The sequence below is a fragment of the Candidatus Aalborgicola defluviihabitans genome (genome assembly GCF_016705985.1).
Taxonomy (GTDB): Bacteria; Pseudomonadota; Gammaproteobacteria; order Burkholderiales; family Burkholderiaceae_C; genus Allorhodoferax; species Allorhodoferax defluviihabitans.
This window is the reverse complement of the sequence record NZ_JADJKN010000002.1, coordinates 379,173-399,493: the sequence shown is the minus strand read 5'-3', so window position 1 is coordinate 399,493 and position 20,321 is coordinate 379,173. Positions and strand designations below refer to the sequence as shown.

Here is a 20,321-nt window from a genome sequence, read left to right as displayed (position 1 = left end):
ACCGCCTTGTGCATCTCAGCGGGGCTCCAGCACCGCCATGGTGAGGCGCGATACGCAGGTCAGTTCGCCGGCGTCGTTATGTAGATCGATCTGCCAGACTTGCGTGGTTCGGCCCAGGTGCACCGGCCGGGCGGTGCCGGTAACCCAGCCGCTGGTCGTGCCCTTGAGGTGGTTGGCGTTGATGTCCAACCCGACCACGCGCTGACCTTCGGGCACTGAAAAAGCGGCGCCGCAGGAGCCCAGCGTTTCGGCCAGCGTCACCGACACGCCACCGTGCAGCAGCCCGTAAGGCTGGACCGTGCGCGCATCCACCGGTACGCGACCACGAATGAAGTCATCGCCCACTTCCAGAATTTCGATGCCCAGATGGGCAACCGCCGTGTTGGCCGATGTAGCGTTGATAATGTCGACGGAGATGGCTTGCTTCCAGATCCGCGTTGTGTTTTTGGACAATGTTGGTTTTGACATCCTCTCACTATAAGGGTAAGAAGCTGCCCGGCGGCAGCTGTGGGCTGGCGTGGTCGGCGGCATAATAGGTCGCGCGCCGAACATCCGTCACCGTTGGCCATCTTCCATCACCTTCCTATTGGGCTTTAATCCGAAATCCTCCGCAACACCGCTGGTGGTGTTGGCCGGGCTGGACTCCGTTGTCCAGGCCTTCGCGCTGTGGCTGCCGCCGCCTTTCTCAGGCATCGGGCTGGTCGGATTTGCGCTGCTGCCCGTTGTTCTGGTGTGGTACCTGATCCTCATTGTGGTCATCTTGGCAGCGATTCCGATCGCCTACCTGTGCTTTCGCAAGCTGTTGCTGGCGCCGCTCGGCATTGCCCTTCTGGTGCTCTCGACCCTGAACCTCTTGCAGGCCGGGCGCTGGTACACCGCGCAGCAGCCGACAAAGGCCGAAGCTGTGGAGCGGGATCTTGAGTCCCGCAAGGCCGATGAGGTTTATCGATGTCTGCGTGAATGGTTCTCCGTACCCCGCCGCGTGGTGGAGGTAGATGGAAATGAGCTGATCTTTGCTGGCGGCGGGCGCATCGACGTCTGTAGCCGTGACAATCGCGTCTGCGGTGGCGACCCCGCCAGCGTAGTCCGGCGCCAAGCCTTCGGCCGCTTTGCCAGTGAGCACGTGCTCGGCGCCGACGTGAGCGTGACCCTGCCTTCGCGGCCGTATTTTCGGTACCAGAGCGACGTCTGGTGCACCGGCGAGCCGCTCTCCGCAGAGCCCATGCCCGGGTTTCATGGTCGCTACCCGGCCGATGTCAACTTTCGCGGGAAGCACCTGACTGTGACTGAATCACCCCCGCGCATTGAGGACTTTCGATGAACTGGCACACCCGCGCAACTTTCAGCAGCTATTGAGCGGCTTTTTCGGTCGATGCCTGGGATTATCAACTCCGTGAACCGCGCAAAGCAATTCGCCAAATCGCCATAACATCAGCCGCGCAGTGGTATTGAGTAACGCTATTGAACTCGATTACCGTATCCCGCTGGTTGTATTGCTGACGACAGGCGTAGGTTCCAGTTTCCAGTGTTCCGCCACGTGTGACCAGCAAACTTACAAGTTTGATCTGCGCACCCACCGCCCCACCCCTGAATAACCCAACAAGAATTGGGCCTATAGAGCCAAATAGATATGGTCTCATTTTCATCGTATTAAACGGGATCCCATGCCATGTCATCTCCAGGAGCCGAGCCATGTACAACCCCTCCCATTTCACGCTGAAAGAACAAGTCGCCGTTATCACCGGCGCTGGCGCTGGTATTGGTCGTGCGATTGCGGAAACATTTGCCGCGGCAGGTGCCGCCGTGTTGGCCCGCCGAAGCGCCGAGGCAAGGTAATCCGCGCAAAAGAGACCGGTACCAACGAACGCGAAACCAGCGGGAGTTTCGCCGGTAGCCGATTGAAATCACCGTTCACCAAATTTCGTTGACCTATGTCAATTGGCTAATATTTATTGTTTGAAGCCAAACAGTTTGTTATCATACTATTTCAACGCGGCGATGGTGATTGAAAAAACGTCGACCTCGGCCTAATGCTATGGCTGGCTATGGAGATGACATGAAGAAGATACTTGGCATTTCGATCAATGGACGGCAGCGCGAAGATGCTGTTGCGGAAAATACGTTGTTAATTGAATACTTGCGCGACTCGCTCGGCTTGACCGGGACCAAGCAGGGGTGCGACGGCGGGGAGTGCGGCGCGTGTACCGTACTCGTCGATGGCGAACCGAGGCTGGCCTGCAGTACGCTGGCGCACAGCATCGCAGGGCGCCGTGTCGAGACCATCGAGAGTCTCGCGCACGAAGGCAATCTGTCTCGGTTGCAGCGTGCCTTCCACGAAAACCTCGGGGCACAGTGCGGCTTCTGCACCCCTGGAATGATCATGACCGCCGAAGGGCTGCTGCGAAAAAATCCGCATCCTGACCGTTTGGAGATACGCAATGCCCTGGCCGGCAACCTCTGTCGCTGCACCGGTTATGTCAAGATTGTCGACTCGGTCGAAGCCGCGTCTCGTGCCGAGGTGATCGCATGACCGCGCCCAGCCGAAAAAATCCACACGGAGTTGGAGCGCGACTACCGTTTGTCGACGGGGTTGAGAAGGTCACCGGTGCGGCACGCTACACCGCGGATCTGCCGGCCGCCGATGCGTTGGTTGGCATGTTGCTGCGTAGCCCCTACGCGCATGCTGAACTGCTCGAAGTGGATATTTCCGAAGCGCTCAAGCTGCCCGGCGTGCGCGCCGTTATCACCGGCGACGCCTGCGACATGCCCTACGGCGTCATCCCGATCGCCCAAAACGAATTTCCGCTTGCACGCGGCAAGGTGCGCTACATCGGCGACCCGATTGCGGCGGTCGCCGCGATTGACGAAGAGACGGCACGCCTGGCGATTGGGTTAATTCGTCTGCGCGTGCGTGAGCTGCCGGCCTACTTCAAGGCCTCAGACTCGCGGGAGGCAGACGCCGTGTTGCTTCACGAAAACAAGCCAGGCAACATCGAACGCGAAGTGCATAACGAATTCGGCGATGCCGCCGCTGGCTTTGTCGCCGCCGACTTGGTGCGCGAGGATAACTACGAATGTGCCGAGGTCCATCACGCGATGATGGAACCCAACGCTGCGCTTGCCACCTGGGACGTCGATCGCGGCCACCTGACGCTGTGGTCGGTGACACAGGTTCCTTACTATGTACATCTGACACTGGCGCGTTGCCTGAAGATGGAGGCCGCGCACATCCGGGTTATCAAGCCATTCATTGGCGGTGGCTTTGGTCATCGGACCGAGTGCCTCAATTTCGAAATCATCTGCGGGTTGTTGGCGCGTGCTGCGCGCGGTACGGTACGGCTGTTACAGACCCGTGAGGAGTCGTTTCTGGCGCACCGGGGCCGTCCCGAAAGCCACATTCGCATGAAGATTGGCATGACGCGCGACGGCCGCCTCACTGCCTGCCAGGCCGAAGTGGTGATGCGTGGTGGCGCTTACGGTGGTTACGGGCTGGTGACGATCCTCTATGCCGGTGCGTTGCTCAACGGCCTCTACGACATTCCGGCGGTCAAGTACGACGGCTATCGCGTGTATTCGAACACGCCAGCCTGCGGCGCCATGCGCGGGCACGGTACGGTCAATGTCCGCTTCGCTTTCGAGTCGTTGCTCGACACGATGGCTGCCGAGCTGGGTCTCGACCCGATCACAGTGCGCAGGCGTAACTTGCTGAGCGCTCCCACCGAGACGATCAATGGCTTGAAGATCATGTCTTACGGCCTGCCCGAGTGTCTTGATTGGGTCGATAAGGCGAGCGACTGGAAGGCGCGCAAAGGCGCTATGCCCCGCGTTGGCCGAATTGCCAAGGGGTTGGGGATGGCGTGCTCTCATTTTGTCAGTGGTTCGGCCAAGCCGGTGCATTGGTCGGGTGAGCCGCATGCGGTCATCATTCTCAAGCTCGACTTTGACGCTGCGGTGACGATCCTGACTGGCGCCGCAGACATCGGCCAGGGCTCGTCGACAATCATCACGCAGGTTGTCGCCGAAGTCCTTGGCATCGACTATCACCGCATTCGCCTGTTCGCCAACGACTCCGCAATCACGCCCAAGGACAACGGCTCCTACTCGTCGCGTGTCACCTTTATGGTTGGCAACGCAGCGGCGCAAGCGGCGGAAAATCTCAAGTGTCTGTTGGTCACAGCCGCTGCGCGTCGGCTCGGTGTTGATGAGGCACAAGTCGAGTGGCTCGGCGAAATGGCGGCTGTGGCAGGTGAGCCTGAACGTCAGATCGCTTTTGCCGAAATCGTTGAAGAGGCGCTGGTTGGCACCGGAACCTTGACCGTGAAGGGCACGTTCACTTGCCCACCGGAGTTCCAGGGTGGCAAGCAGCGTGGTGGCGCGGTCGGTTCAACGATGGGTTTCTCTTACGCGGCACAGGCGGTGGAGGTCAGTGTTGACCTTGATCTCGGGAAAGTCACTGTCGACAAGGTGTGGGCCGCCGTCGACTGCGGCTTTGCAATCAACCCGATGTCGGTTGAGGGGCAGGTACAGGGTGCGGTGTGGATGGGTATGGGGCAGGCGATAAGCGAGGAAACGGTGTACAAAAAAGGCCGTCATATGGCTGCCAATTTTCTTGACTACCGAGTGCCAACAATCATCGAGTCGCCGGACATCGAGGTCCATATCGTCGAAAGCATGGACCCGAACGGTCCGTTTGGCGCCAAGGAAGCGAGCGAAGGGCCACTTTCCGGTTTCATGTCAGCACTTGCCGCTGCCGTCGAGGATGCCACCGGGCGCCGTTTCAAGATACTGCCTATTACACCCATCCGCATTTTTGAAGCGCTAAACCAGAAGTCGAAGGCGGCTGCCAAGTCGCCAGCCCGGGTCGCCGTTGCTGAGCTTGCTGAAGGAGACGCATGATGAGCAGTCTGCCTTCGTTCCGTCTCATGCACCCGACCAGCGCCAGCGGCGCTGTCGTCATGCTTTGTGAAAACCCGGCCAGCCGCTTCATCGCCGGTGGCACTGATCTTCTGCCCAATATCCGCCGTGGCCTGCTGGCACCGCCCGTACTGATTGATCTTGGTAGCGTAGACGAACTGCGCGAGTTCAGCGTGGACGCGAATCGCGCGCGCTTCGGCGCCGGTGTCACCCTGGCTTCGCTCGCTGCTGATCCGCGCGTGCTACAAAGTCTACCGGCACTCGCACAGGCGGCGCTTGCTGTTGCTGGTCCAACGCATCGTACGGTGGCAACGCTTGGTGGCAATCTCTGCCTGGATACCCGTTGCCAGTATTACAACCAAAGCGAAGCATGGCGCGAGGGCAATGAGTACTGCATGAAGTGCGCCGGCGACACCTGCCGCGCCGCGCCAAAATCGGCACGTTGTTTCGCCGCATTCAGCGGGGACGTCGCGCCAGCCTTGCTGGCGCTTGACGCCACGGTCGAGTTACTCGGCCCGCAAGGCTTGCGCCGTCTGCCGATCCGTGACTTCTATTGCGACGATGGAATGGTCAGCCTAGCCCTGGCTGCCGACGAAATGCTGGTTGCCGTCGAAGTTCCAATCAGTGATGGCTGGTCGAGCGCCTACGACAAAGTCCGGGTGCGCGGGGCGATCGATTTTCCGTTGGCTGGTATCGCGATCGCCTTGCGGCGCGACGGTGAGGTGCTCAGCGGCTTGCGCATCGCGTGTACCGGCGTCTCATCTCGCCCCGAGCTGGCCGATAGTCTGGATGAGGTGATTGGCAAACGACTCGACGATGCGGCCTTTACAATGATTGAGAAGTGCGTGCGGCGTTGCGTTCAGCCGATGGAGACGACGGTCGTCAGCGTCCCGTATCGCCGGCGGGTCACACCAGTCCTTGCCCGGCGGCTGTTGCAAAGGCTATGGGAGAGCGAATGATATGGATAGCGTCAATGTCGAAGTCCTGCGTTGCGCCGCAAACTGGATTGAAGCCGGCATTGCGGTAACACTGGCTACGGTCCTCAAAACATGGTTCAGCTTGCCGTGTGTTCCAGCGGCGCAGCTGGCGATCAGCGGCGACGGCCGTCTCGTCGGCTCAGTCTCCGGTGGTTGCATCGAGGATGATCTGATCGAGTGCCTGCATAGTCCAGTTGGCTTGCCGCTAGGCAGCAAGACGCCGCCGGAAATTGCCCTCGCCATCATGGCAGACATCACTGCGCGGCGTAACGGTGTCGAACTGATATGCCGATCGCCCGTAGCTGCGTGTGCCGGGTCTTCGGCGATTTGTCCGGTACTCGCCTGATGGTTGTCGGAATTTTGCTTGCAGCTGGCGCTGGCCAGCGATTCGGCGGCGGTAAATTGCTCGCCGAAATGGCAAACGGTCAGTGCATTGCGGAAGTTGCCTGTCGGGCATTGATCCCTGCGGTGGATCGCCTGATAGCTGTTGTCCGGCGCGGTGACGAGGCACTTGCTGCGCGGCTTGCCGCATGTGGTGCGGAGATTTGTGTTGCTGTCGATGCACAGCGCGGTATGGGTGCCAGCCTTGCTGCCGGAGTCGCGCAAGCGCCGGACGGTGACGGCTGGCTGATCGCGCTCGGCGATATGCCGTTGGTAGCCAGCACGGACTCCACGCGGGTCGCCGACGCACTGCGTGGTGGTGCACTTATCGTTGTGCCGGTGGCCGATGGCCGACGCGGTCACCCGGTCGGTTTCGCACCGCGCTTTTTGCCAGATCTGCTGGCGCTGAGCGGTGACGCCGGTGCTCGGGCACTATTGTCAAAGTACTCGGCCGAAGTCGTTGAAATCCCCGTTGGTGATGCGCGTCGCTGGTGCGATGTCGATACGAGTGATGATCTTGCCGTGGCAAGGGCGTTATTCAAGCAATCCTGACACGAAGCCCACGCAGGCGATGGTGCGCGTCGCTTTCCAGATCAGCGGGAAGCTGGTGTTTGGCTTGCAGGTAGTGGTGGGTGAACACGTCCAGCCAGGCCTCGAGCGTTTGCGCGGCACGGGGCTCACCGGCCATGTCTAGGCACAGGGCCGCCACCTCGCTGGTGCAAAAGTGGTCGTCGCGTCGGGAGCGGCGCAGTCGGTAGCGCGAAACTTGGTCGGGCTCCAGGCTCAGTACTGGAAAGCGGTCCAGGTAGGGGCTCTTACGAAACATCTTGCGTGCCTCGGGCCAGGTGGCATCCAGCAGGACGAATAAGGGGCGTGTGCGGGCTGAGGTTTGGTCCGTTGGATCGATTTCAATCAGTTGGGTTACCACCCGCTGCGGCTCCACAAACTCGCCGGGGAAGACGACATACGGCTGCCACTGCGGGTCGGCCAGCAGTTCCAGCAAGGCTGGGTCCACCTCGGTGCGGGCCCAGCCAAAGGCAAAGGTATCTGCCACCACATCGGCAATCAGCCAGCCAGTGTTGCTAGGCTTGAGCGGTTCAATGTCCGCCATCAGCAAGCACACGCCGGCATGTGTCGGCACCTCGGGGCGCAGTGCGCAAATGCAGTGAATGGGCACCAGCCGGCAACCGGTACACCGCACGCCCTTGATGCCGCCGCGCGCTAAAAAGGGTTTGGCACTGCGCGCCAGGCGTGCGGTACGCAGGCGCGCTACGGCATGTGCGGTGGCTGTCACTGCGCGCAGGATGACCCGCTTAGCGCCGCGGCAGCGACCAGCCTGCGTGCTGGTTGGTTTTGTCGTTCTCGTAATCCCAGATCGAGCCGCAGCGGTCGCATTGGTAGCGGGTCACGGTAACAAAGCGCTCACCGCGCATCTCTTTGCGGTTATCGCCCTGCACCAGCTCGGGGTGGCCAGGAGCGCGGCGCCAGTTGCGCTGGATGCCCCGGCAGGATTCACACAGCGCGGCTTCGCGGGCTTCTGCGGCTATTTTGTAGTTGTCGGTCATGGGCTTGTTACTTTGGCAGCGCCGTGGGATTGGGAAAGTGCTCCATTGTCGTCGGCACCGCCAGTGGCAACCTGCCCGTTAGGCCTTGGGCGGACGGAACAGTGCGCAAATCTTGTTGCCATCCGGATCGCGTAAGTAAGCCAGGTACAGCTTACCCACCGAGCCTTCGCGCCAACCAGGTGGGTCTTCACAGGTAGTTCCGCCATTGGCTACGCCCGCAGCGTGAAACGCATCGGCCTGCTCGGTTGATTCCATGTTGAAACCAATCGTGCCGCCGTTGGCGTGGTTGGCTGGCTCGCCGTTGATGGGCGCTGTGATGCCAAAGCTGCCAGTGCGGCTGCGGTAGAAATAGCGGTTGGCGTTGGCAACGCCTGGGGCAATGCCCAGTGTGCCCAACAGCGCGTCGTAAAATTTTCTGGAGACTTCCAGGTCGTTGGCTCCGACCATGACATGACTGAACATTGTGTGTCCTTGGGTTTGTAGTTTGAGATGGGCGATAGTAGGGTAAATCGCACAACCGTGCTAAGCGGACGTGGCCATGCGCAGCCTGCGCGCGGCGTCTTCGGCCCGGGCGTCGTCAATCTCGCGCAGCACGGCCTGCATGTCCACATCGGCATGTTGGCGCTCATAGTGGCCGGTGAGCGGCGTCTCGTTGGTCAGCAGGCCCGCTTGGTACAGGCTCCACATCTCGGGGCCGTAATCCGTAGCCAAAAGCTCTGGCGCAAACTGCCCAAAAAAATCGCGCAGGTTGCCCACATCGCGCAACAGCATGCGCTGCGCGTGGTTGTTGCCCGCCGCGTCTACCGCCTGCGGCAGGTCAATGATCACGGGGAAGTCAGTGTCGTTGGCATGCGCCAGCAAGATGTTGAACTCCGACAAATCCCCATGCACCACCCCTGCACACAACATGCGCACCACCTCTTTGATCAGCGTGGCGTGGTGGGTCAATGCCTGCGAGCTCGTGAAGGCCACATCGTTCAAACGCGGGGCGGCGTCGCCATGGGCATCGGTTACCAGCTCCATCAACAGCACACCATCGTGAAAGTTATACGGCTGCGGCACGCGCACGCCCGCTGCGGCCAGGCGGTAGAGCGCGTCAACCTCGGCGCTTTGCCAAGCGGCCTCTTGCTCTTGCCGACCAAACTTGCTTCCCTTGGCTATGGCGCGGGCCGAACGAGAATTTTTGACCTTGCGGTTTTCGGTGTAGTCCACCGCTTGGCGAAAGCTGCGGTGCGTGGCCTCTTTGTAAATTTTGGCGCACAAGGTGTGCTCACCACTGCGCACCACAAACACCATTGCCTCTTTGCCGCTCATGAGCTGGCGCACTACGGTGTCGATCAGGCCTTCTTCGATCAGGGATTGGAGGCGAGGAGGAGCTTTCATGGGTTGATTGTCATCATTTCCGGTAGCTGTTCAGATTCCAAATGGAGGGGCAGCTACTAGCTGGAACGTTCTAGTTGCCAGGATTGAAAATGGAATCCACCCCAGCTACCCAAGACGATTCCTGCCACAGCAATCACGGCGCCCGCCGACAACATGGCCAGGCCGCTCACGCCTTGCCCTATGGAGCAGCCCATTGCCGTGACACCGCCCACCCCCATGAGGACGGCACCCAGGAGGTGATCGGCGGTATCTTTGGGGCTGGTAAATGATTCGAAGCGAAACTCCTTGCGCAACAGTGAAGACACCGTGCTTCCCAACAGTACGCCAAGTACAACCAGTACACCGTAGGTAACGGTGTTGTTGCGATCGGACCAAAGTGTGAGCAGATCCAGGCTGTGCGCAAGTGGTGCCGCGAACGTGAGCAACTCCGGGCGGTGCGAATAGGTATTCATCCACACAGGCTCCAGGGTTTCAGGATGTTCGGGAATGAACCCCATATAGCCCGTCAAAAACAAGCCCAATGGCACCAGCAGGCCAACGGCAATACCGCCGAGAAAATGCGTGCGATCCATCGTGCGTCTGTGGCGGTAGAGCAGTGCCACTGTCGCAGCAGATAACAACAAAATCACCCCCCATCGAACTGCGGACGGGCTGCTGCCTAAATGGGGCGAAAGCAGGGAACCCAGGTCCTGGGGGCTTGTCAGATGAAGGGTCGCGGCGTCCAGAAACTCCACCCTTGGGACAGCGAACACGCCACGCAATGCCATCTGCGCGGCAAGGGCCGTTACCAGCAGTGTCACCAATGCTTTCAGGCTGCCTGATCCAGCCCGTACCAGGTTCCTTTGCGGACAACCAGAGGCCAGCACCATACCGAATCCAAAAGCCAGCCCTCCCACCAGGTAAGACAGCCACAAGAACCTGCTGCTCCAGGCCAAAGTCTTTGTGGCATCTACAAAGCCGAATACAACCAGCGCATGTGTTCCCCAAGCAGCCACGGCAATGGCAAGTAGCCACATCAGCATTCGGGCAACGCCGCCGTAGGCAAAAAAATCTGTCAATGCACCCATCGTGCAAAAACGACTGAGTTGGGTAGAAGCGCCCAACACCAGGCCGATGCACAGCGCACCCCACAACACCGCGTGTCCTGCGGCGTACGCGCTCAATGGAAATGTCATTTGGAAGGGTCCAATGCGGGGTGTTGTGATGCCCAAAGCGGGCGAGGCAACGGCTAGTTTCAGATGAGAAATCCTAGCACCTATGGAGTATGGCTTCTCCGATGGATTGGAGTGCCGTCGCAAGGGTAACCCCTAGTTATTTAATATCGTCATAGACTTATATTAGCCGAATCTAATGTGATTGATTGCGACAAGCGCACAGTTGGTGGCGGCTGGTCACAGTCAAATGAGGGGTTTTTTTGGAACATGCACTGAAGGGCGCTGGACGCTTGGTCAAAGCACCAGAAAGCTTTATTGATCCTGCCGGTGTGCAACAGGTGTTCACAGAGGCAAAGGACGGGCGCCGGAATTTCCTGCGAACGGCATTTGCCACAGCAGCTGCCACCGCTGCCACATTGGCGCACGCACAGTCAAACCCTGTGCCGCTCACCGGCGGAGACCCGAATATCCTGCAACTGCCGGAGCATTCTCGGGGGCTGGGTCGTCCTGTCGTTTCGGACGGCTATGGAAAGCCCTCCAGCTTTGAGGCGAACGTGCAACGCCGGACCAGCCCCGGACTCACGCAGACAACGCAGGCCTCGGTGTCATTCGCACCGCTGCAATCCTTGTTTGGCATTGTCACTCCCAGTGGTTTGCACTTTGAGCGCCATCACCAAGGTTGGTGGGACATTGATCCGTCAAAACACCGGTTGATGATCAATGGGTCGGACGAGAAGATGCTCAAGCAATCCATGGTATTCACTATGGACGAACTCATGCGACTGTCTTCCGTCAGCCGGCTTCATTTCATCGAGTGCGGTGCGAATACGGGTATGGAGTGGGGTAATGTGGCCGTGCCTACCTGCCAATACACGCACGGCATGTTGAGCTGCAGCGAATTCACTGGCGTACCGCTGCGGATTCTTCTGGAAATGGCCGGGGCCGATTTCAAACGCGGACGCTTTATTCTGGCTGAAGGTGCAGACGGTTCATCCATGACGCGCACCATTCCCATGGAACTGGTCGAGAGCGGTGAAGTCATCGTGGCTTATGGGCAAAACGGTGAAATGCTGCGCCCTGAAAACGGCTACCCCCTGCGTCTGGTGGTGCCGGGTGTGCAGGGCGTGAGCTGGGTGAAATACCTGCGCCGCATTGAGGTGGGCGACATGCCCTATGCCACCAAAGACGAGTCCATCCACTATGTGGATTTGATGCCCGATGGTCAGCACCGCCAGTACACCAGCACCCAGGAATGCAAAAGCGTGGTGACAACACCGTCTGGCGGCCAGCTGCTCCTGGACAAGGGCTTCTACAACATCAGTGGTCTCGCATGGTCGGGGCGGGGCAAGGTCAAACGGGTAGACATTTCGGTAGACGGTGGTCGCAACTGGAAGACTGCGCGCCTGGAAGGGCAGGCCATGAGCAAATGCCTGACCCGGTTCAATATGGACTGGGTGTGGGATGGAAAGCCCGCGCTGGTGCAAAGCCGGGCGATGGATGAAACCGGCTATGTTCAGCCCAGCACGCGCCAGTTGCGCGCCGTGCGGGGTACGCGCTCGATCTACCACAACAACTCCATTCAAACATGGCTGGTGCAGGAAAATGGGGAGGTGAAAAATGTTCAGCTCTCCTGACACCCACTTGTTCAAATGGATGGTGGTGTGGCTGGGTGTGGGCGTGTGTGCAGTGGGCACAACCTTCGCAGAGCCTGCTTACCCAGGCATCGGGCGTGCTGCCACATCTTCAGAAGTGGCGGCCTGGAATATTGACGTGCGCCCGGATTTCAAAGGCCTGCCCAAAGGCTCCGGTTCGGTCGCGCAGGGAATGGACATATGGGAAGGCAAGTGCGCTTCCTGCCATGGTGTCTTTGGCGAGAGCAACCAGACATTTTCACCCTTGGTCGGTGGCACGACGGCGGACGATATCAAGACCGGACATGTTGCCCGGCTCATGGACCCCGCCTATCCCGCCCGTACGACGCTGATGAAGGCGTCCACCTTGTCCACGCTGTGGGACTACATCAACCGGGCCATGCCCTGGACGGCCCCCAAATCGCTTAAGCCGGACGAAGTCTATGCCGTACTGGCCTACCTGTTGAATTTGGGCAGCATTGTCCCCGACAATCTAGTGCTCTCCAATGAGAACATGGCCGATGTCCAAAAGTTGCTCCCCAATCGCAAGGGCATGACCACTGCGCATGGTCTGTGGCCCGGCAAGACCATGGGCAACGGTGGAATAACCGATGTCAAGGCCGTTGCCTGCATGAAAGATTGCCCTGCGGGTGTGATGATTGCCTCTGCCTTGCCCGAGTTTGCACGCAATGCGAGTGGCAATCTGGCTGATCAAAACAGACTGGTCGGTGCGCAGATCGGAGCCGACACCAGTCGACCTGCCCACGCTATGCTGGGCCAAGCCTCAGCCGCTGCGGCGGAGGCTGCAGCTTCGGGGCAGGCGCAGCCCAAGGTCGTCTCTGAAACAGAAAATGCCGTGGGACTGACCAAGAAATTCAGTTGCACCGCTTGCCATGCGGTTGACAACCGCATCCTCGGACCCAGTTTCCGGGAAGTCGCCAAGAAGTACGACGCCCGACCAGATGCCGCTCAGTACCTGGCCGGGAAAATCCGTTCCGGTGGGTCCGGCGTATGGGGAAGTACTCCCATGCCGGCCCAAAGCCTCAGTGAAGCGGACGCTGCTGCCATTGGCAAGTGGCTCGCTTCAGGTGCGCCATGAATCTGCAATGCCCAATCCCGTCAGTCTTTGAAACCGCACATCCGTGCACGTTGTGAACCAGGAGAACCCTATGACCACTCGCCGAGAACTGCTCAAGCAGTCCACCACCGTAGCCGCCATGCTTGCGTCCCTGGGCATGTACCCCCATGTCGCTTGGGCACAGTCCAGTACCTACAACGCGGCAGCCTTTGAAGCCAAAAACATGGGTGATCTGATGAAGGCCCTGGGCGGCGGCACGCCGCAAGAGAGCAAAGACGTTGTCATTACCGGGTCGGACATTGCGGAGAACGGTGCCGTGGTGCCAGTCGGCGCATCCACCACGTTGCCTGGCGTCAAGCGCATGCTGATTTTGGTGGAAAAGAACCCTTCCATGATGTCTGCCATGTTTGATGTCACTGATGCGATTGATGCCAACTTTGCAACCCGGGTCAAGATGGGGCAATCGTCGAACGTCTTTGCAGTGGCCATGATGGACGATGGCAAGGTCTTGTTTGCCAGCAAGGAAATCAAGGTAACGCTTGGTGGCTGTGGCGGCTAATTCGTACCGTCTTGATTCAATTTAAGGAGAAAAGTTATGGCAGATCCGATGCGCATTCGTGCACAAGCGACAGGTGACAAGGCAATGGTCCGTGTGCTCATGGCCCATGAAATGGAAACCGGTCAACGCAAAGACGGTGCTGGAAAAATCATTCCAGCCTGGTATATCCAGGAGGTTACAGCTCAGCTCAATGGCAAGACTGTAATGACGGCGCAATGGGGCCCCTCTATTTCCAAAAATCCGTTTCTGCAATTCAGCGTCAAGGGCGCCAAGGCAGGCGACAAGATTGGCATTTCGTGGGTGGACAACCGGGGTGAAAAACGTGCGGACGAGGCCACAATTTCCTGAGGATAGGCCCATCGTTACCAACTAAAAGAATGTGAGGAGACTATGCGTTATTTAATATCCCTTGTTGGCGTTCTCTTGCTGCCGGTCATGGTTCATGCACAGACAGAAAAGTCCACTGCAGACAGCATTGCGGAATACCGCGCTATGCTGGCAGATGGCAATCCTGCCGAACTCTTCGAGGCCAAAGGCGAAGAGTTGTGGAAGACCAAACGCGGGCCCAATAGCGCTTCTCTGGAGCAGTGTGACCTTGGCAAAGGTCCGGGCATTGTTAAAGGGGCATTTGTAGAACTGCCACGCTGGTTCGACGACACCCAGCGCGTACAAGACCTTGAATCCCGATTGCTCACCTGCATGGAGCGCCTACAGGGCTTCAATGCCGGCGAGATTGCCAAAACGAAATTTGGCAAAGGCGAACAAGTCACCCTAGAGTCATTGGTGGCGTGGATTTCCGCTGAATCCAAGGGGCTTAGATTCAACCTGTCCCAAGGGCACGCGCAAGAGCGCAAGACCTATGAAATGGGTAAACGCGCCTTTTTCTACCGTGCAGGTCCGTATGATTTTTCTTGCGCATCGTGTCATGGTCAGGCTGGCAAGCGGATTCGGCTTCAAGACTTGCCCGTACTCACGACCAATCCGGGTGATGGTGTGGGCTTCGCTGCGTGGCCGGCCTATCGGGTGAGCAGTGGCGAACTGTGGGGCATGCAACGCCGTCTGAATGATTGTTTCAGGCAACAGCGGTTTCCCTATCCTGGTTACGCGTCGGATGTAACCATCGCACTGGGTATGTATATGGGTGTGAATGCCAAGGGGGCGGAATCCGTTGCTCCCGCCTTGAAGCGCTAATGAGGACTCATCATGAAATTCAAAACACTCTATTTCCTCTTGGCCGGCCTGCTTGCAGTGGGCCCTGTTGCCGCAGATACCAAAACCGATGCTGAATTCAATCAGATGATGCAAAGCTCATTCCGGGATGAGGGCATCGCGACGGTAGACCGCCTCAAGCAGGATGAAACCAACGCGGCATGCTCCAAGGCCATGGGTGCACACCTGCCTGCGGCGAGCGCACAGTCCATTGAAAAGGCGGCACTGGCAAGCGTGCGGCCGCCGTCGGATGGAAAGTATCTGGGTGATTGGCGCGCAGGTGAAAAACTGGCCCAAAACGGGCGTGGCATGACCTGGAATGAGAAGTCTGCAGCAACCAGCTCCAACGGCGGCAATTGCTACAACTGCCACCAGCTCAGCAAGGCAGAACTTTCCTTTGGCACCATTGGTCCCAGCTTGTACCGGTATGGTGCAAACCGGGGTGTGACCGACCCGCAAAGCCCAACCGCCAAGCCGATTGTTGAATACGCATGGAACAAGCTCAACAACTCCAAAGCCACCAACGCCTGTTCGGACATGCCGCGGTTTGGCCAAGCGGGTCTCCTGAGCGAGGCTCAGTTGAAAGACTTGATGGCATTGCTGTTGGACCCTGAGTCTGTCGTTAATCGCTAAACCATGAACCTTACCAAGCGGGAGTTTGTTCAGCTGCTGGGTGCGGCGTCGGTGGCGGGTCTGCAGATGGGGCGTTTCGCCAATGCAGACGCTGCCACTGCGGGAAATGGCATGTATGACGTGCCACAGTTCGGCAATGTGTCTTTGTTGCACATGACCGACTGCCACGCGCAGCTGATGCCCATTCATTTCCGTGAACCCAGTGTCAATATGGGGCTGGGCTCCATGAGGGGCCAATGGCCCCATTTGGTGGGTGAACAGATGCTCAAGGCGGCAGGCATACCGGCCGGCTCCCGCGCGGCCCACGCGTATACCTATTTGGATTTTGAGACTGCGGCACACCGCTTTGGCAAAGTAGGGGGGTTTGCCCATCTGGCGACCCTGGTGAAGCAACTCAAGGCCAGCCGGCCTGGGGCGCTCTTGCTGGATGGTGGAGATACCTGGCAAGGTTCAGCAACCTCGCTTTGGACCAACGCGCAGGACATGGTGGATGCAGCTAAGTTGCTGACGGTCGACATCATGACCGGGCATTGGGAATTTACCTACGGCATGGAGCGGGTTAAAGAGATTGTTGAGAACGACTTCAAGGGAAAAATCGACTTTGTTGCCCAAAACATCAAGACGACTGATTTTGGCGACCCGGTGTTCAAGCCCTACGTGATCCGCGAAATCAACGGATTCCAGGTTGCCATCATTGGCCAGGCCTTTCCCTACACCCCTATTGCCAACCCCCGTTACTTTGTTGCGGATTGGAGCTTTGGCATTCAGGACGACAACCTCCAGAAAATGGTGGACGAGGTGCGCCAGAAGGGCGCCAAGGTGGTTGTGGTCCTCTCGCACAACGGCATGGATGTTGATTTGAAGATGGCATCGCGTGTGCGCGGTGTGGACGCCATTTTTGGCGGCCATACCCACGACGGCGTACCTATTGCGGTGCCGGTTACCAACGCAGGTGGAAAAACGCTGGTGACCAATGCCGGCAGCAACGGCAAGTTCCTTGGCGTTATGGACCTGGATGTAAAAAGCGGTGGGGTAGCGGACTTCCGCTACCGCCTGCTGCCTGTCTTTTCCAATCAGCTACCGCCCGATCCCGCAATGGCAGCGCTGATTGAGAAAGTGCGTGCACCGTTCGCCAGCAAGCTATCAGAAACATTGGCCGTGACGGATGGCCTGCTGTACCGCCGTGGAAATTTCAATGGCAGCTGGGACCAACTGGTGTGCGACGCATTGATGGACGTGCAGGGTGCCGACATCGCGCTATCCCCCGGATTCCGCTGGGGAACCACCTTGTTGCCGGGAGATGCCATCACCCGGGAGCTGATGATGGACCAGCTTGCTGTTACCTACCCCTACGCCACCGTGACGCAAATGACCGGGGCCACCATCAAAACCATTTTGGAAGACGTGGCCGACAACTTGTTTAACCCAGATCCCTATTACCAACAGGGTGGCGATATGGTGCGCGTGGGCGGACTACGCTATACCTGCGAGCCGGGGCAAAAAATGGGCAGCCGCATCACCAATATGCAGCTTGGCGGCAAACCTCTGGATGCCAGCAAGAACTACAAGGTTGCGGGTTGGGCGCCAGTGGCTGAAGAAGCGCGCAACGCCGGGGGCAAACCCATTTGGGACGTGGTGGAATCGTGGCTGAAATCACAACCCGGCGGGCATGTGCGGGCCCGGGCCATCAATACGCCCAAGCTGCTGGGGGTGACTAACAACCCTGGCATTGCGTAGAGGCACTGTTTTTTTTTGAAACCCTGACGGTTTCAGAGTGGGTTCTGTAAGTTATCAAGAAAGGTGGACACCATGAAATTTCTTCGCTGGATATCTATGGCCTTGGTCTTGTTGGGGTGCAGTGTGGCCTGGTCGCAAGACCGTGTGGTCTACCACATCAATGATTCTGATGTGCAGGCGTTGGCCGCTTTGCGCAACATTCGTAACCAGTTGGATACGGAACCCACAACCAAAATTATCGTGGTAGCCCATGCCAAAGGAATCGATTTTTTGATGGAAGGGGCCAAGGACAAAAACGGAAGCCTCTATGCGGGACCGGTGTCTGCCATGAAAAACCGCGGCGTCGCGTTTGAGGTGTGCCAGATCACCCTGAAGACGCGCAATCTCAAAGAAGACCAATTTATCCCCGAGGCTGACTTCACCCCATCCGGAGTGGTCCGCATTACCAAGCTGCAGAACCAGGGCTACGCATACGTAAAACCTTGAACAGGCCGAGGCACACCGCTATGCTGATTCGCAATCTTTCTGCCCTGTTGCTGGGTTGTCTGTGGATGACGCAAGCCGTGCTGGCAGAGCCCCCTGCGGTGCACGCAGTAAAAGTCGCCGACAAGGTGTGGTTTGTACAAGGCCAGACCGCGCTGGGGTCAGTTGAAAACCAAAACTTCATCTCCAACGCCGGCTTCATCGTTACGGACGACGGTGTGGTGGTGGTAGATGCCCTGGGCTCTCCCGCACTGGCGCAAGCCATGATTGCAGAGATTCGGAAGGTCACCTCACAACCCATTCGCTATGTCATCCTGACCCACTACCACGCAGACCATATCTATGGCCTGCAAGTTTTCAAGGCCGCGGGTGCCACGGTGATTTCCCACCAAGAAGGGCGCGAGTATTTGAACTCTGAAACCGCCCAAAAACGCCTGGAAGCCACGCGTATAGATTTGGCCCCCTGGATCGATTCCAAGACCCATTTTGTGAGTGCCGACCGGTGGCTGGATGGGCCGGAGACTGTGCTGCAGGTAGGTTCCGTCAAGTTGTTGTTGCACCATGTGGGGCCTGCCCACACGCCGGAAGACATGGTTATCTTTGATCCCCAGTCGGGTGTCATGTTTGCGGGCGACATTGTTTTTCGGGGGCGTATTCCGTTTGTGGGCACGGCCGATAGTCGCCTGTGGATTCAGTCGCTCAACAAGCTGCTGGCGCTGAACCCGCGCGTGGTGCTTCCAGGCCACGGGCCAGCATCTTTCACCCCGGTAGCGGATATTGAACTGACCCGCGATTACCTGCTGTATTTGCGCAAACAAATGGGCGCTGCGGCCAAAAACATGGACCCGTTTGAGCAGGCCTACGACAAAATTGACTGGTCAAAATACGCAGACCTGCCGCTATTCAAAGCCGCCAATCGCATGAACGCCTACAACACCTACCTGCTGATGGAGCAGCAGGGCGAAGCGGACGTGAAGTGATTGCCAGCAATCCCCACCCATCACGCCGCAAGCTGTTGGGCGGGGCCGCGGCACTGTTGTGCGCAAGCATGCCAGCGGCTTATGCACAAGGCGAAGAAGACCCCGTAAAAACCATCCACTGGCCCACCCTGCCGGTGGTGGGTGGTGGTGTTTTGCGCACCGAAGACTGGGCAGGCGTGGCCGCCATTGTGGTGTTTTGGGCCACCTGGTGCCCCTATTGCAAACGCCACAACGCCCGCATGAACGCGCTCTTTCACACTCTGGGTGACCGGCCTATCCGTATTGTGGGCGTGGCTACCGGGGAAAGCGAAGCCAAGGTCGCGGCCTATGTCAGAATGAATGCACTGGATTTTCCGCAGGTGATCGGCAGTGCCGAGTTAAAAATGCAGTTTACGAATCGGAAAGTTGTCCCCCTGACCGGTTTGGTCCGTGCGGATGGAAAACTGGTTCAGGTCATACCGGGTGAACTGACAGACAGTGACGTGTTGTCGCTGCCATCGCTGATCTCAGACCGGGCGGCCTAGTTGGCATTGCATATTCTTTAGGGGTGTTTATGGAGGAAGATCTCCGCCAGGACAAGGTTTTTGAGACGGCGGCTCAACTCTTTGGGCTGCTGGCCACACCCATGCGGCTCAAAATCATCAGCGCGGTCTGCGAGCAAGAGCGCAATGTGACCGAACTGCTGGAGCAGATTGACACCACGCAATCCAATATGTCCCAGCATCTGGCCACATTGCACAAGAGTGGAGTCCTGTCCCGGCGCCGTCAAGGTGCTCAAATCTATTACGGCCTGCAGAATGAGCAAGTCTCTACCCTGTGCCGGGCCGTTTGCACCCAGGTTGCCATTGACATGGACGATGAGGTTGCCTTAGACCCCAGCGAACGCTTGTTGGTGAAATAGGGTTGTAGCCCTCGTCGAATATGCGTAAACAGCTATCAATACAGTAGCTATCAGTCTACTGAATGCTAGTCGGTCATATCAGCGCGCCCAGCAGGCGCAAGCTGGGCACCTGCTCCTCCGGAGGGGCGTTAGAGGTTTGAAAGAGAGTTCATTGTGAAAAGACTGTTACTGTCATTGCTGCTAACCAGCGCCGCATTCGCCGCCAGCGCCGAGACCATTGGCGATGTCAGCACCACCTTCAAGCTGCTCAGCCCTAACGACAAAGTGGTGGTGGATGTGTTTGACGACCCGCAGGTGGACGGTGTGGCGTGCTATTTGTCGCACGCGAAAACCGGCGGCTACTCCGGTGCGCTGGGGTTTGCCGAAGACACGGCCGACGCCGCAGTGGCCTGCCGCCAGGTCGGCCCAATCACTTTCAAAGACAAGATCGACAAGCAAGACGAAGTGTTCAACGCCCGCTCATCCTTCCTGTTCAAACACGTGCGGGTGGTGCGCATGGTGGATGTCAAACGCAACACGCTGGTCTATCTGGTGTACTCCGACAAGATCATTGAGGGCAGCCCCAAAAACAGCGTGACGGCGGTTGCGGTGCCGACCAACCAACCGATTCCTGTTAAATAAGGTTTTACACAAAAAATTGGGCTGCAGCCCGCGTTTGATGCCACAGCCCAGCGCTTCTACAGCGCCAGGTCCCAGACACAGCGCGAACGCAAAGACTATCAGGTTTGAACACTGG

At 58.4% G+C, this 20,321-nt stretch carries 25 protein-coding genes; 19 read left to right on the top strand and 6 right to left on the bottom strand.

Annotation, left to right across the window (positions count from 1 at the left end; all coding sequences use genetic code 11):
- Positions 1-15: 15 nt before the first annotated feature.
- Positions 16-468 (bottom strand): hotdog fold thioesterase, encoded by a 453-nt coding sequence (locus IPI80_RS02295; RefSeq protein WP_413856757.1) that lies wholly within the window; start codon positions 466-468, stop codon positions 16-18.
- A 118-nt stretch (positions 469-586) separates the two neighbouring features.
- Between IPI80_RS02295 and IPI80_RS02290 the strand changes: the two genes are divergently transcribed.
- From IPI80_RS02290 to IPI80_RS02260, 7 genes are all read left to right on the top strand, one after another.
- A complete protein-coding gene (locus IPI80_RS02290; protein WP_413856755.1) occupies positions 587-1,321 on the top strand; it encodes a hypothetical protein in 735 nt (244 codons plus the stop codon).
- Positions 1,322-1,692: 371 nt separating this feature from the next.
- A complete protein-coding gene (locus tag IPI80_RS02285; protein WP_413856753.1) occupies positions 1,693-1,836 on the top strand; it encodes an SDR family NAD(P)-dependent oxidoreductase in 144 nt (47 codons plus the stop codon).
- A 220-nt stretch (positions 1,837-2,056) separates the two neighbouring features.
- Positions 2,057-2,530, top strand: a complete 474-nt coding sequence (hcrC, locus tag IPI80_RS02280; protein ID WP_413856751.1) for a 4-hydroxybenzoyl-CoA reductase subunit gamma — start codon at positions 2,057-2,059, stop codon at positions 2,528-2,530.
- On the top strand, positions 2,527-4,896 hold the full coding sequence (hcrA, locus tag IPI80_RS02275) for a 4-hydroxybenzoyl-CoA reductase subunit alpha (protein ID WP_413856749.1): 2,370 nt from the start codon (positions 2,527-2,529) through the stop codon (positions 4,894-4,896). Before hcrC ends, hcrA begins: the two co-directional genes overlap by 4 nt.
- A complete protein-coding gene (gene hcrB / locus IPI80_RS02270) occupies positions 4,896-5,873 on the top strand; it encodes a 4-hydroxybenzoyl-CoA reductase subunit beta (protein WP_413856747.1) in 978 nt (325 codons plus the stop codon). The genes hcrA and hcrB overlap by 1 nt, the downstream gene beginning before the upstream one ends.
- A gap of 1 nt (position 5,874) precedes the next feature.
- A complete protein-coding gene (locus tag IPI80_RS02265; RefSeq protein ID WP_413856745.1) occupies positions 5,875-6,237 on the top strand; it encodes an XdhC family protein in 363 nt (120 codons plus the stop codon).
- Positions 6,177-6,824 carry a nucleotidyltransferase family protein gene (locus tag IPI80_RS02260; protein WP_413856743.1) on the top strand — a complete coding sequence of 216 codons (648 nt, stop codon included), beginning with the start codon at positions 6,177-6,179 and terminating at the stop codon, positions 6,822-6,824. The genes IPI80_RS02265 and IPI80_RS02260 overlap by 61 nt, the downstream gene beginning before the upstream one ends.
- Here the strand turns inward: IPI80_RS02260 and IPI80_RS02255 are convergent.
- The 5 genes from IPI80_RS02255 to IPI80_RS02235 all read right to left on the bottom strand — a co-directional run bounded on the left by IPI80_RS02255 (position 6,811) and on the right by IPI80_RS02235 (position 10,395).
- Positions 6,811-7,566: a tRNA-uridine aminocarboxypropyltransferase gene (locus IPI80_RS02255; RefSeq protein ID WP_413856741.1), complete on the bottom strand. Its 756-nt coding sequence runs from the start codon at positions 7,564-7,566 to the stop codon at positions 6,811-6,813. The two genes, IPI80_RS02260 and IPI80_RS02255, sit on opposite strands and share 14 nt — an antisense overlap.
- Positions 7,567-7,585: 19 nt before the next feature.
- Entirely contained in the window at positions 7,586-7,837 is a 252-nt protein-coding gene (locus tag IPI80_RS02250; protein WP_413856739.1) for a hypothetical protein, read from the bottom strand.
- A gap of 78 nt (positions 7,838-7,915) precedes the next feature.
- Positions 7,916-8,299, bottom strand: a complete 384-nt coding sequence (locus tag IPI80_RS02245) for a VOC family protein (RefSeq protein WP_413856737.1) — start codon at positions 8,297-8,299, stop codon at positions 7,916-7,918.
- Between the two features lie 60 nt (positions 8,300-8,359).
- Positions 8,360-9,220, bottom strand: a complete 861-nt coding sequence (locus IPI80_RS02240) for a PA4780 family RIO1-like protein kinase (protein ID WP_413856735.1) — start codon at positions 9,218-9,220, stop codon at positions 8,360-8,362.
- A gap of 56 nt (positions 9,221-9,276) precedes the next feature.
- Entirely contained in the window at positions 9,277-10,395 is a 1,119-nt protein-coding gene (locus IPI80_RS02235; RefSeq protein ID WP_413856733.1) for a YeeE/YedE family protein, read from the bottom strand.
- A 239-nt stretch (positions 10,396-10,634) separates the two neighbouring features.
- Between IPI80_RS02235 and soxC the strand changes: the two genes are divergently transcribed.
- The 12 genes from soxC (at position 10,635) to IPI80_RS02175 (ending at position 20,206) form a co-directional block, all read left to right on the top strand.
- Positions 10,635-12,008, top strand: coding sequence for a sulfite dehydrogenase (gene soxC, locus IPI80_RS02230; RefSeq protein WP_413856731.1), 1,374 nt, complete (start codon positions 10,635-10,637; stop codon positions 12,006-12,008).
- Positions 11,992-13,104 (top strand): c-type cytochrome, encoded by a 1,113-nt coding sequence (locus tag IPI80_RS02225; protein ID WP_413856729.1) that lies wholly within the window; start codon positions 11,992-11,994, stop codon positions 13,102-13,104. Before soxC ends, IPI80_RS02225 begins: the two co-directional genes overlap by 17 nt.
- A 70-nt stretch (positions 13,105-13,174) precedes the next feature.
- On the top strand, positions 13,175-13,642 hold the full coding sequence (soxY, locus tag IPI80_RS02220) for a thiosulfate oxidation carrier protein SoxY (RefSeq protein WP_413856727.1): 468 nt from the start codon (positions 13,175-13,177) through the stop codon (positions 13,640-13,642).
- A 36-nt stretch (positions 13,643-13,678) separates the two neighbouring features.
- Positions 13,679-13,990, top strand: a complete 312-nt coding sequence (soxZ, locus tag IPI80_RS02215; RefSeq protein WP_413856725.1) for a thiosulfate oxidation carrier complex protein SoxZ — start codon at positions 13,679-13,681, stop codon at positions 13,988-13,990.
- Positions 13,991-14,077: 87 nt separating this feature from the next.
- Positions 14,078-14,833, top strand: coding sequence for a sulfur oxidation c-type cytochrome SoxA (soxA, locus tag IPI80_RS02210; RefSeq protein WP_413857574.1), 756 nt, complete (start codon positions 14,078-14,080; stop codon positions 14,831-14,833).
- A gap of 12 nt (positions 14,834-14,845) precedes the next feature.
- A complete protein-coding gene (gene soxX / locus IPI80_RS02205) occupies positions 14,846-15,484 on the top strand; it encodes a sulfur oxidation c-type cytochrome SoxX (protein WP_413856723.1) in 639 nt (212 codons plus the stop codon).
- Positions 15,485-15,487: 3 nt separating this feature from the next.
- Positions 15,488-17,221, top strand: coding sequence for a thiosulfohydrolase SoxB (gene soxB / locus IPI80_RS02200; protein WP_413856721.1), 1,734 nt, complete (start codon positions 15,488-15,490; stop codon positions 17,219-17,221).
- Between the two features lie 72 nt (positions 17,222-17,293).
- Complete coding sequence (locus tag IPI80_RS02195; RefSeq protein WP_413856719.1) at positions 17,294-17,707, top strand: DsrE family protein; 414 nt, start codon at positions 17,294-17,296, stop codon at positions 17,705-17,707.
- A 20-nt stretch (positions 17,708-17,727) separates the two neighbouring features.
- A complete protein-coding gene (locus IPI80_RS02190; RefSeq protein ID WP_413856717.1) occupies positions 17,728-18,684 on the top strand; it encodes an MBL fold metallo-hydrolase in 957 nt (318 codons plus the stop codon).
- Positions 18,681-19,208: a TlpA disulfide reductase family protein gene (locus tag IPI80_RS02185; protein ID WP_413856715.1), complete on the top strand. Its 528-nt coding sequence runs from the start codon at positions 18,681-18,683 to the stop codon at positions 19,206-19,208. Before IPI80_RS02190 ends, IPI80_RS02185 begins: the two co-directional genes overlap by 4 nt.
- A gap of 29 nt (positions 19,209-19,237) precedes the next feature.
- On the top strand, positions 19,238-19,585 hold the full coding sequence (locus tag IPI80_RS02180; RefSeq protein WP_413856713.1) for an ArsR/SmtB family transcription factor: 348 nt from the start codon (positions 19,238-19,240) through the stop codon (positions 19,583-19,585).
- Positions 19,586-19,738: 153 nt separating this feature from the next.
- Entirely contained in the window at positions 19,739-20,206 is a 468-nt protein-coding gene (locus tag IPI80_RS02175; protein WP_413856711.1) for a CreA family protein, read from the top strand.
- The last annotated feature ends 115 nt before the right edge of the window (positions 20,207-20,321 follow it).

Coding starts and splice junctions, on each gene's coding strand:
- IPI80_RS02295 (WP_413856757.1), bottom strand. CDS start 468: ATGTCAAAACCAACATTGTCCAAAAACACAACGCGGATCTGGAAGCAA.
- IPI80_RS02285 (WP_413856753.1), top strand. CDS start 1,693: ATGTACAACCCCTCCCATTTCACGCTGAAAGAACAAGTCGCCGTTATC.
- hcrC (WP_413856751.1), top strand. CDS start 2,057: ATGAAGAAGATACTTGGCATTTCGATCAATGGACGGCAGCGCGAAGAT.
- hcrA (WP_413856749.1), top strand. CDS start 2,527: ATGACCGCGCCCAGCCGAAAAAATCCACACGGAGTTGGAGCGCGACTA.
- hcrB (WP_413856747.1), top strand. CDS start 4,896: ATGAGCAGTCTGCCTTCGTTCCGTCTCATGCACCCGACCAGCGCCAGC.
- IPI80_RS02265 (WP_413856745.1), top strand. CDS start 5,875: ATGGATAGCGTCAATGTCGAAGTCCTGCGTTGCGCCGCAAACTGGATT.
- IPI80_RS02260 (WP_413856743.1), top strand. CDS start 6,177: ATGCCGATCGCCCGTAGCTGCGTGTGCCGGGTCTTCGGCGATTTGTCC.
- IPI80_RS02250 (WP_413856739.1), bottom strand. CDS start 7,837: ATGACCGACAACTACAAAATAGCCGCAGAAGCCCGCGAAGCCGCGCTG.
- IPI80_RS02245 (WP_413856737.1), bottom strand. CDS start 8,299: ATGTTCAGTCATGTCATGGTCGGAGCCAACGACCTGGAAGTCTCCAGA.
- IPI80_RS02240 (WP_413856735.1), bottom strand. CDS start 9,220: ATGAAAGCTCCTCCTCGCCTCCAATCCCTGATCGAAGAAGGCCTGATC.
- IPI80_RS02235 (WP_413856733.1), bottom strand. CDS start 10,395: ATGACATTTCCATTGAGCGCGTACGCCGCAGGACACGCGGTGTTGTGG.
- IPI80_RS02225 (WP_413856729.1), top strand. CDS start 11,992: ATGTTCAGCTCTCCTGACACCCACTTGTTCAAATGGATGGTGGTGTGG.
- soxY (WP_413856727.1), top strand. CDS start 13,175: ATGACCACTCGCCGAGAACTGCTCAAGCAGTCCACCACCGTAGCCGCC.
- soxZ (WP_413856725.1), top strand. CDS start 13,679: ATGGCAGATCCGATGCGCATTCGTGCACAAGCGACAGGTGACAAGGCA.
- soxA (WP_413857574.1), top strand. CDS start 14,078: ATGGTTCATGCACAGACAGAAAAGTCCACTGCAGACAGCATTGCGGAA.
- soxX (WP_413856723.1), top strand. CDS start 14,846: ATGAAATTCAAAACACTCTATTTCCTCTTGGCCGGCCTGCTTGCAGTG.
- soxB (WP_413856721.1), top strand. CDS start 15,488: ATGAACCTTACCAAGCGGGAGTTTGTTCAGCTGCTGGGTGCGGCGTCG.
- IPI80_RS02195 (WP_413856719.1), top strand. CDS start 17,294: ATGAAATTTCTTCGCTGGATATCTATGGCCTTGGTCTTGTTGGGGTGC.
- IPI80_RS02190 (WP_413856717.1), top strand. CDS start 17,728: ATGCTGATTCGCAATCTTTCTGCCCTGTTGCTGGGTTGTCTGTGGATG.
- IPI80_RS02180 (WP_413856713.1), top strand. CDS start 19,238: ATGGAGGAAGATCTCCGCCAGGACAAGGTTTTTGAGACGGCGGCTCAA.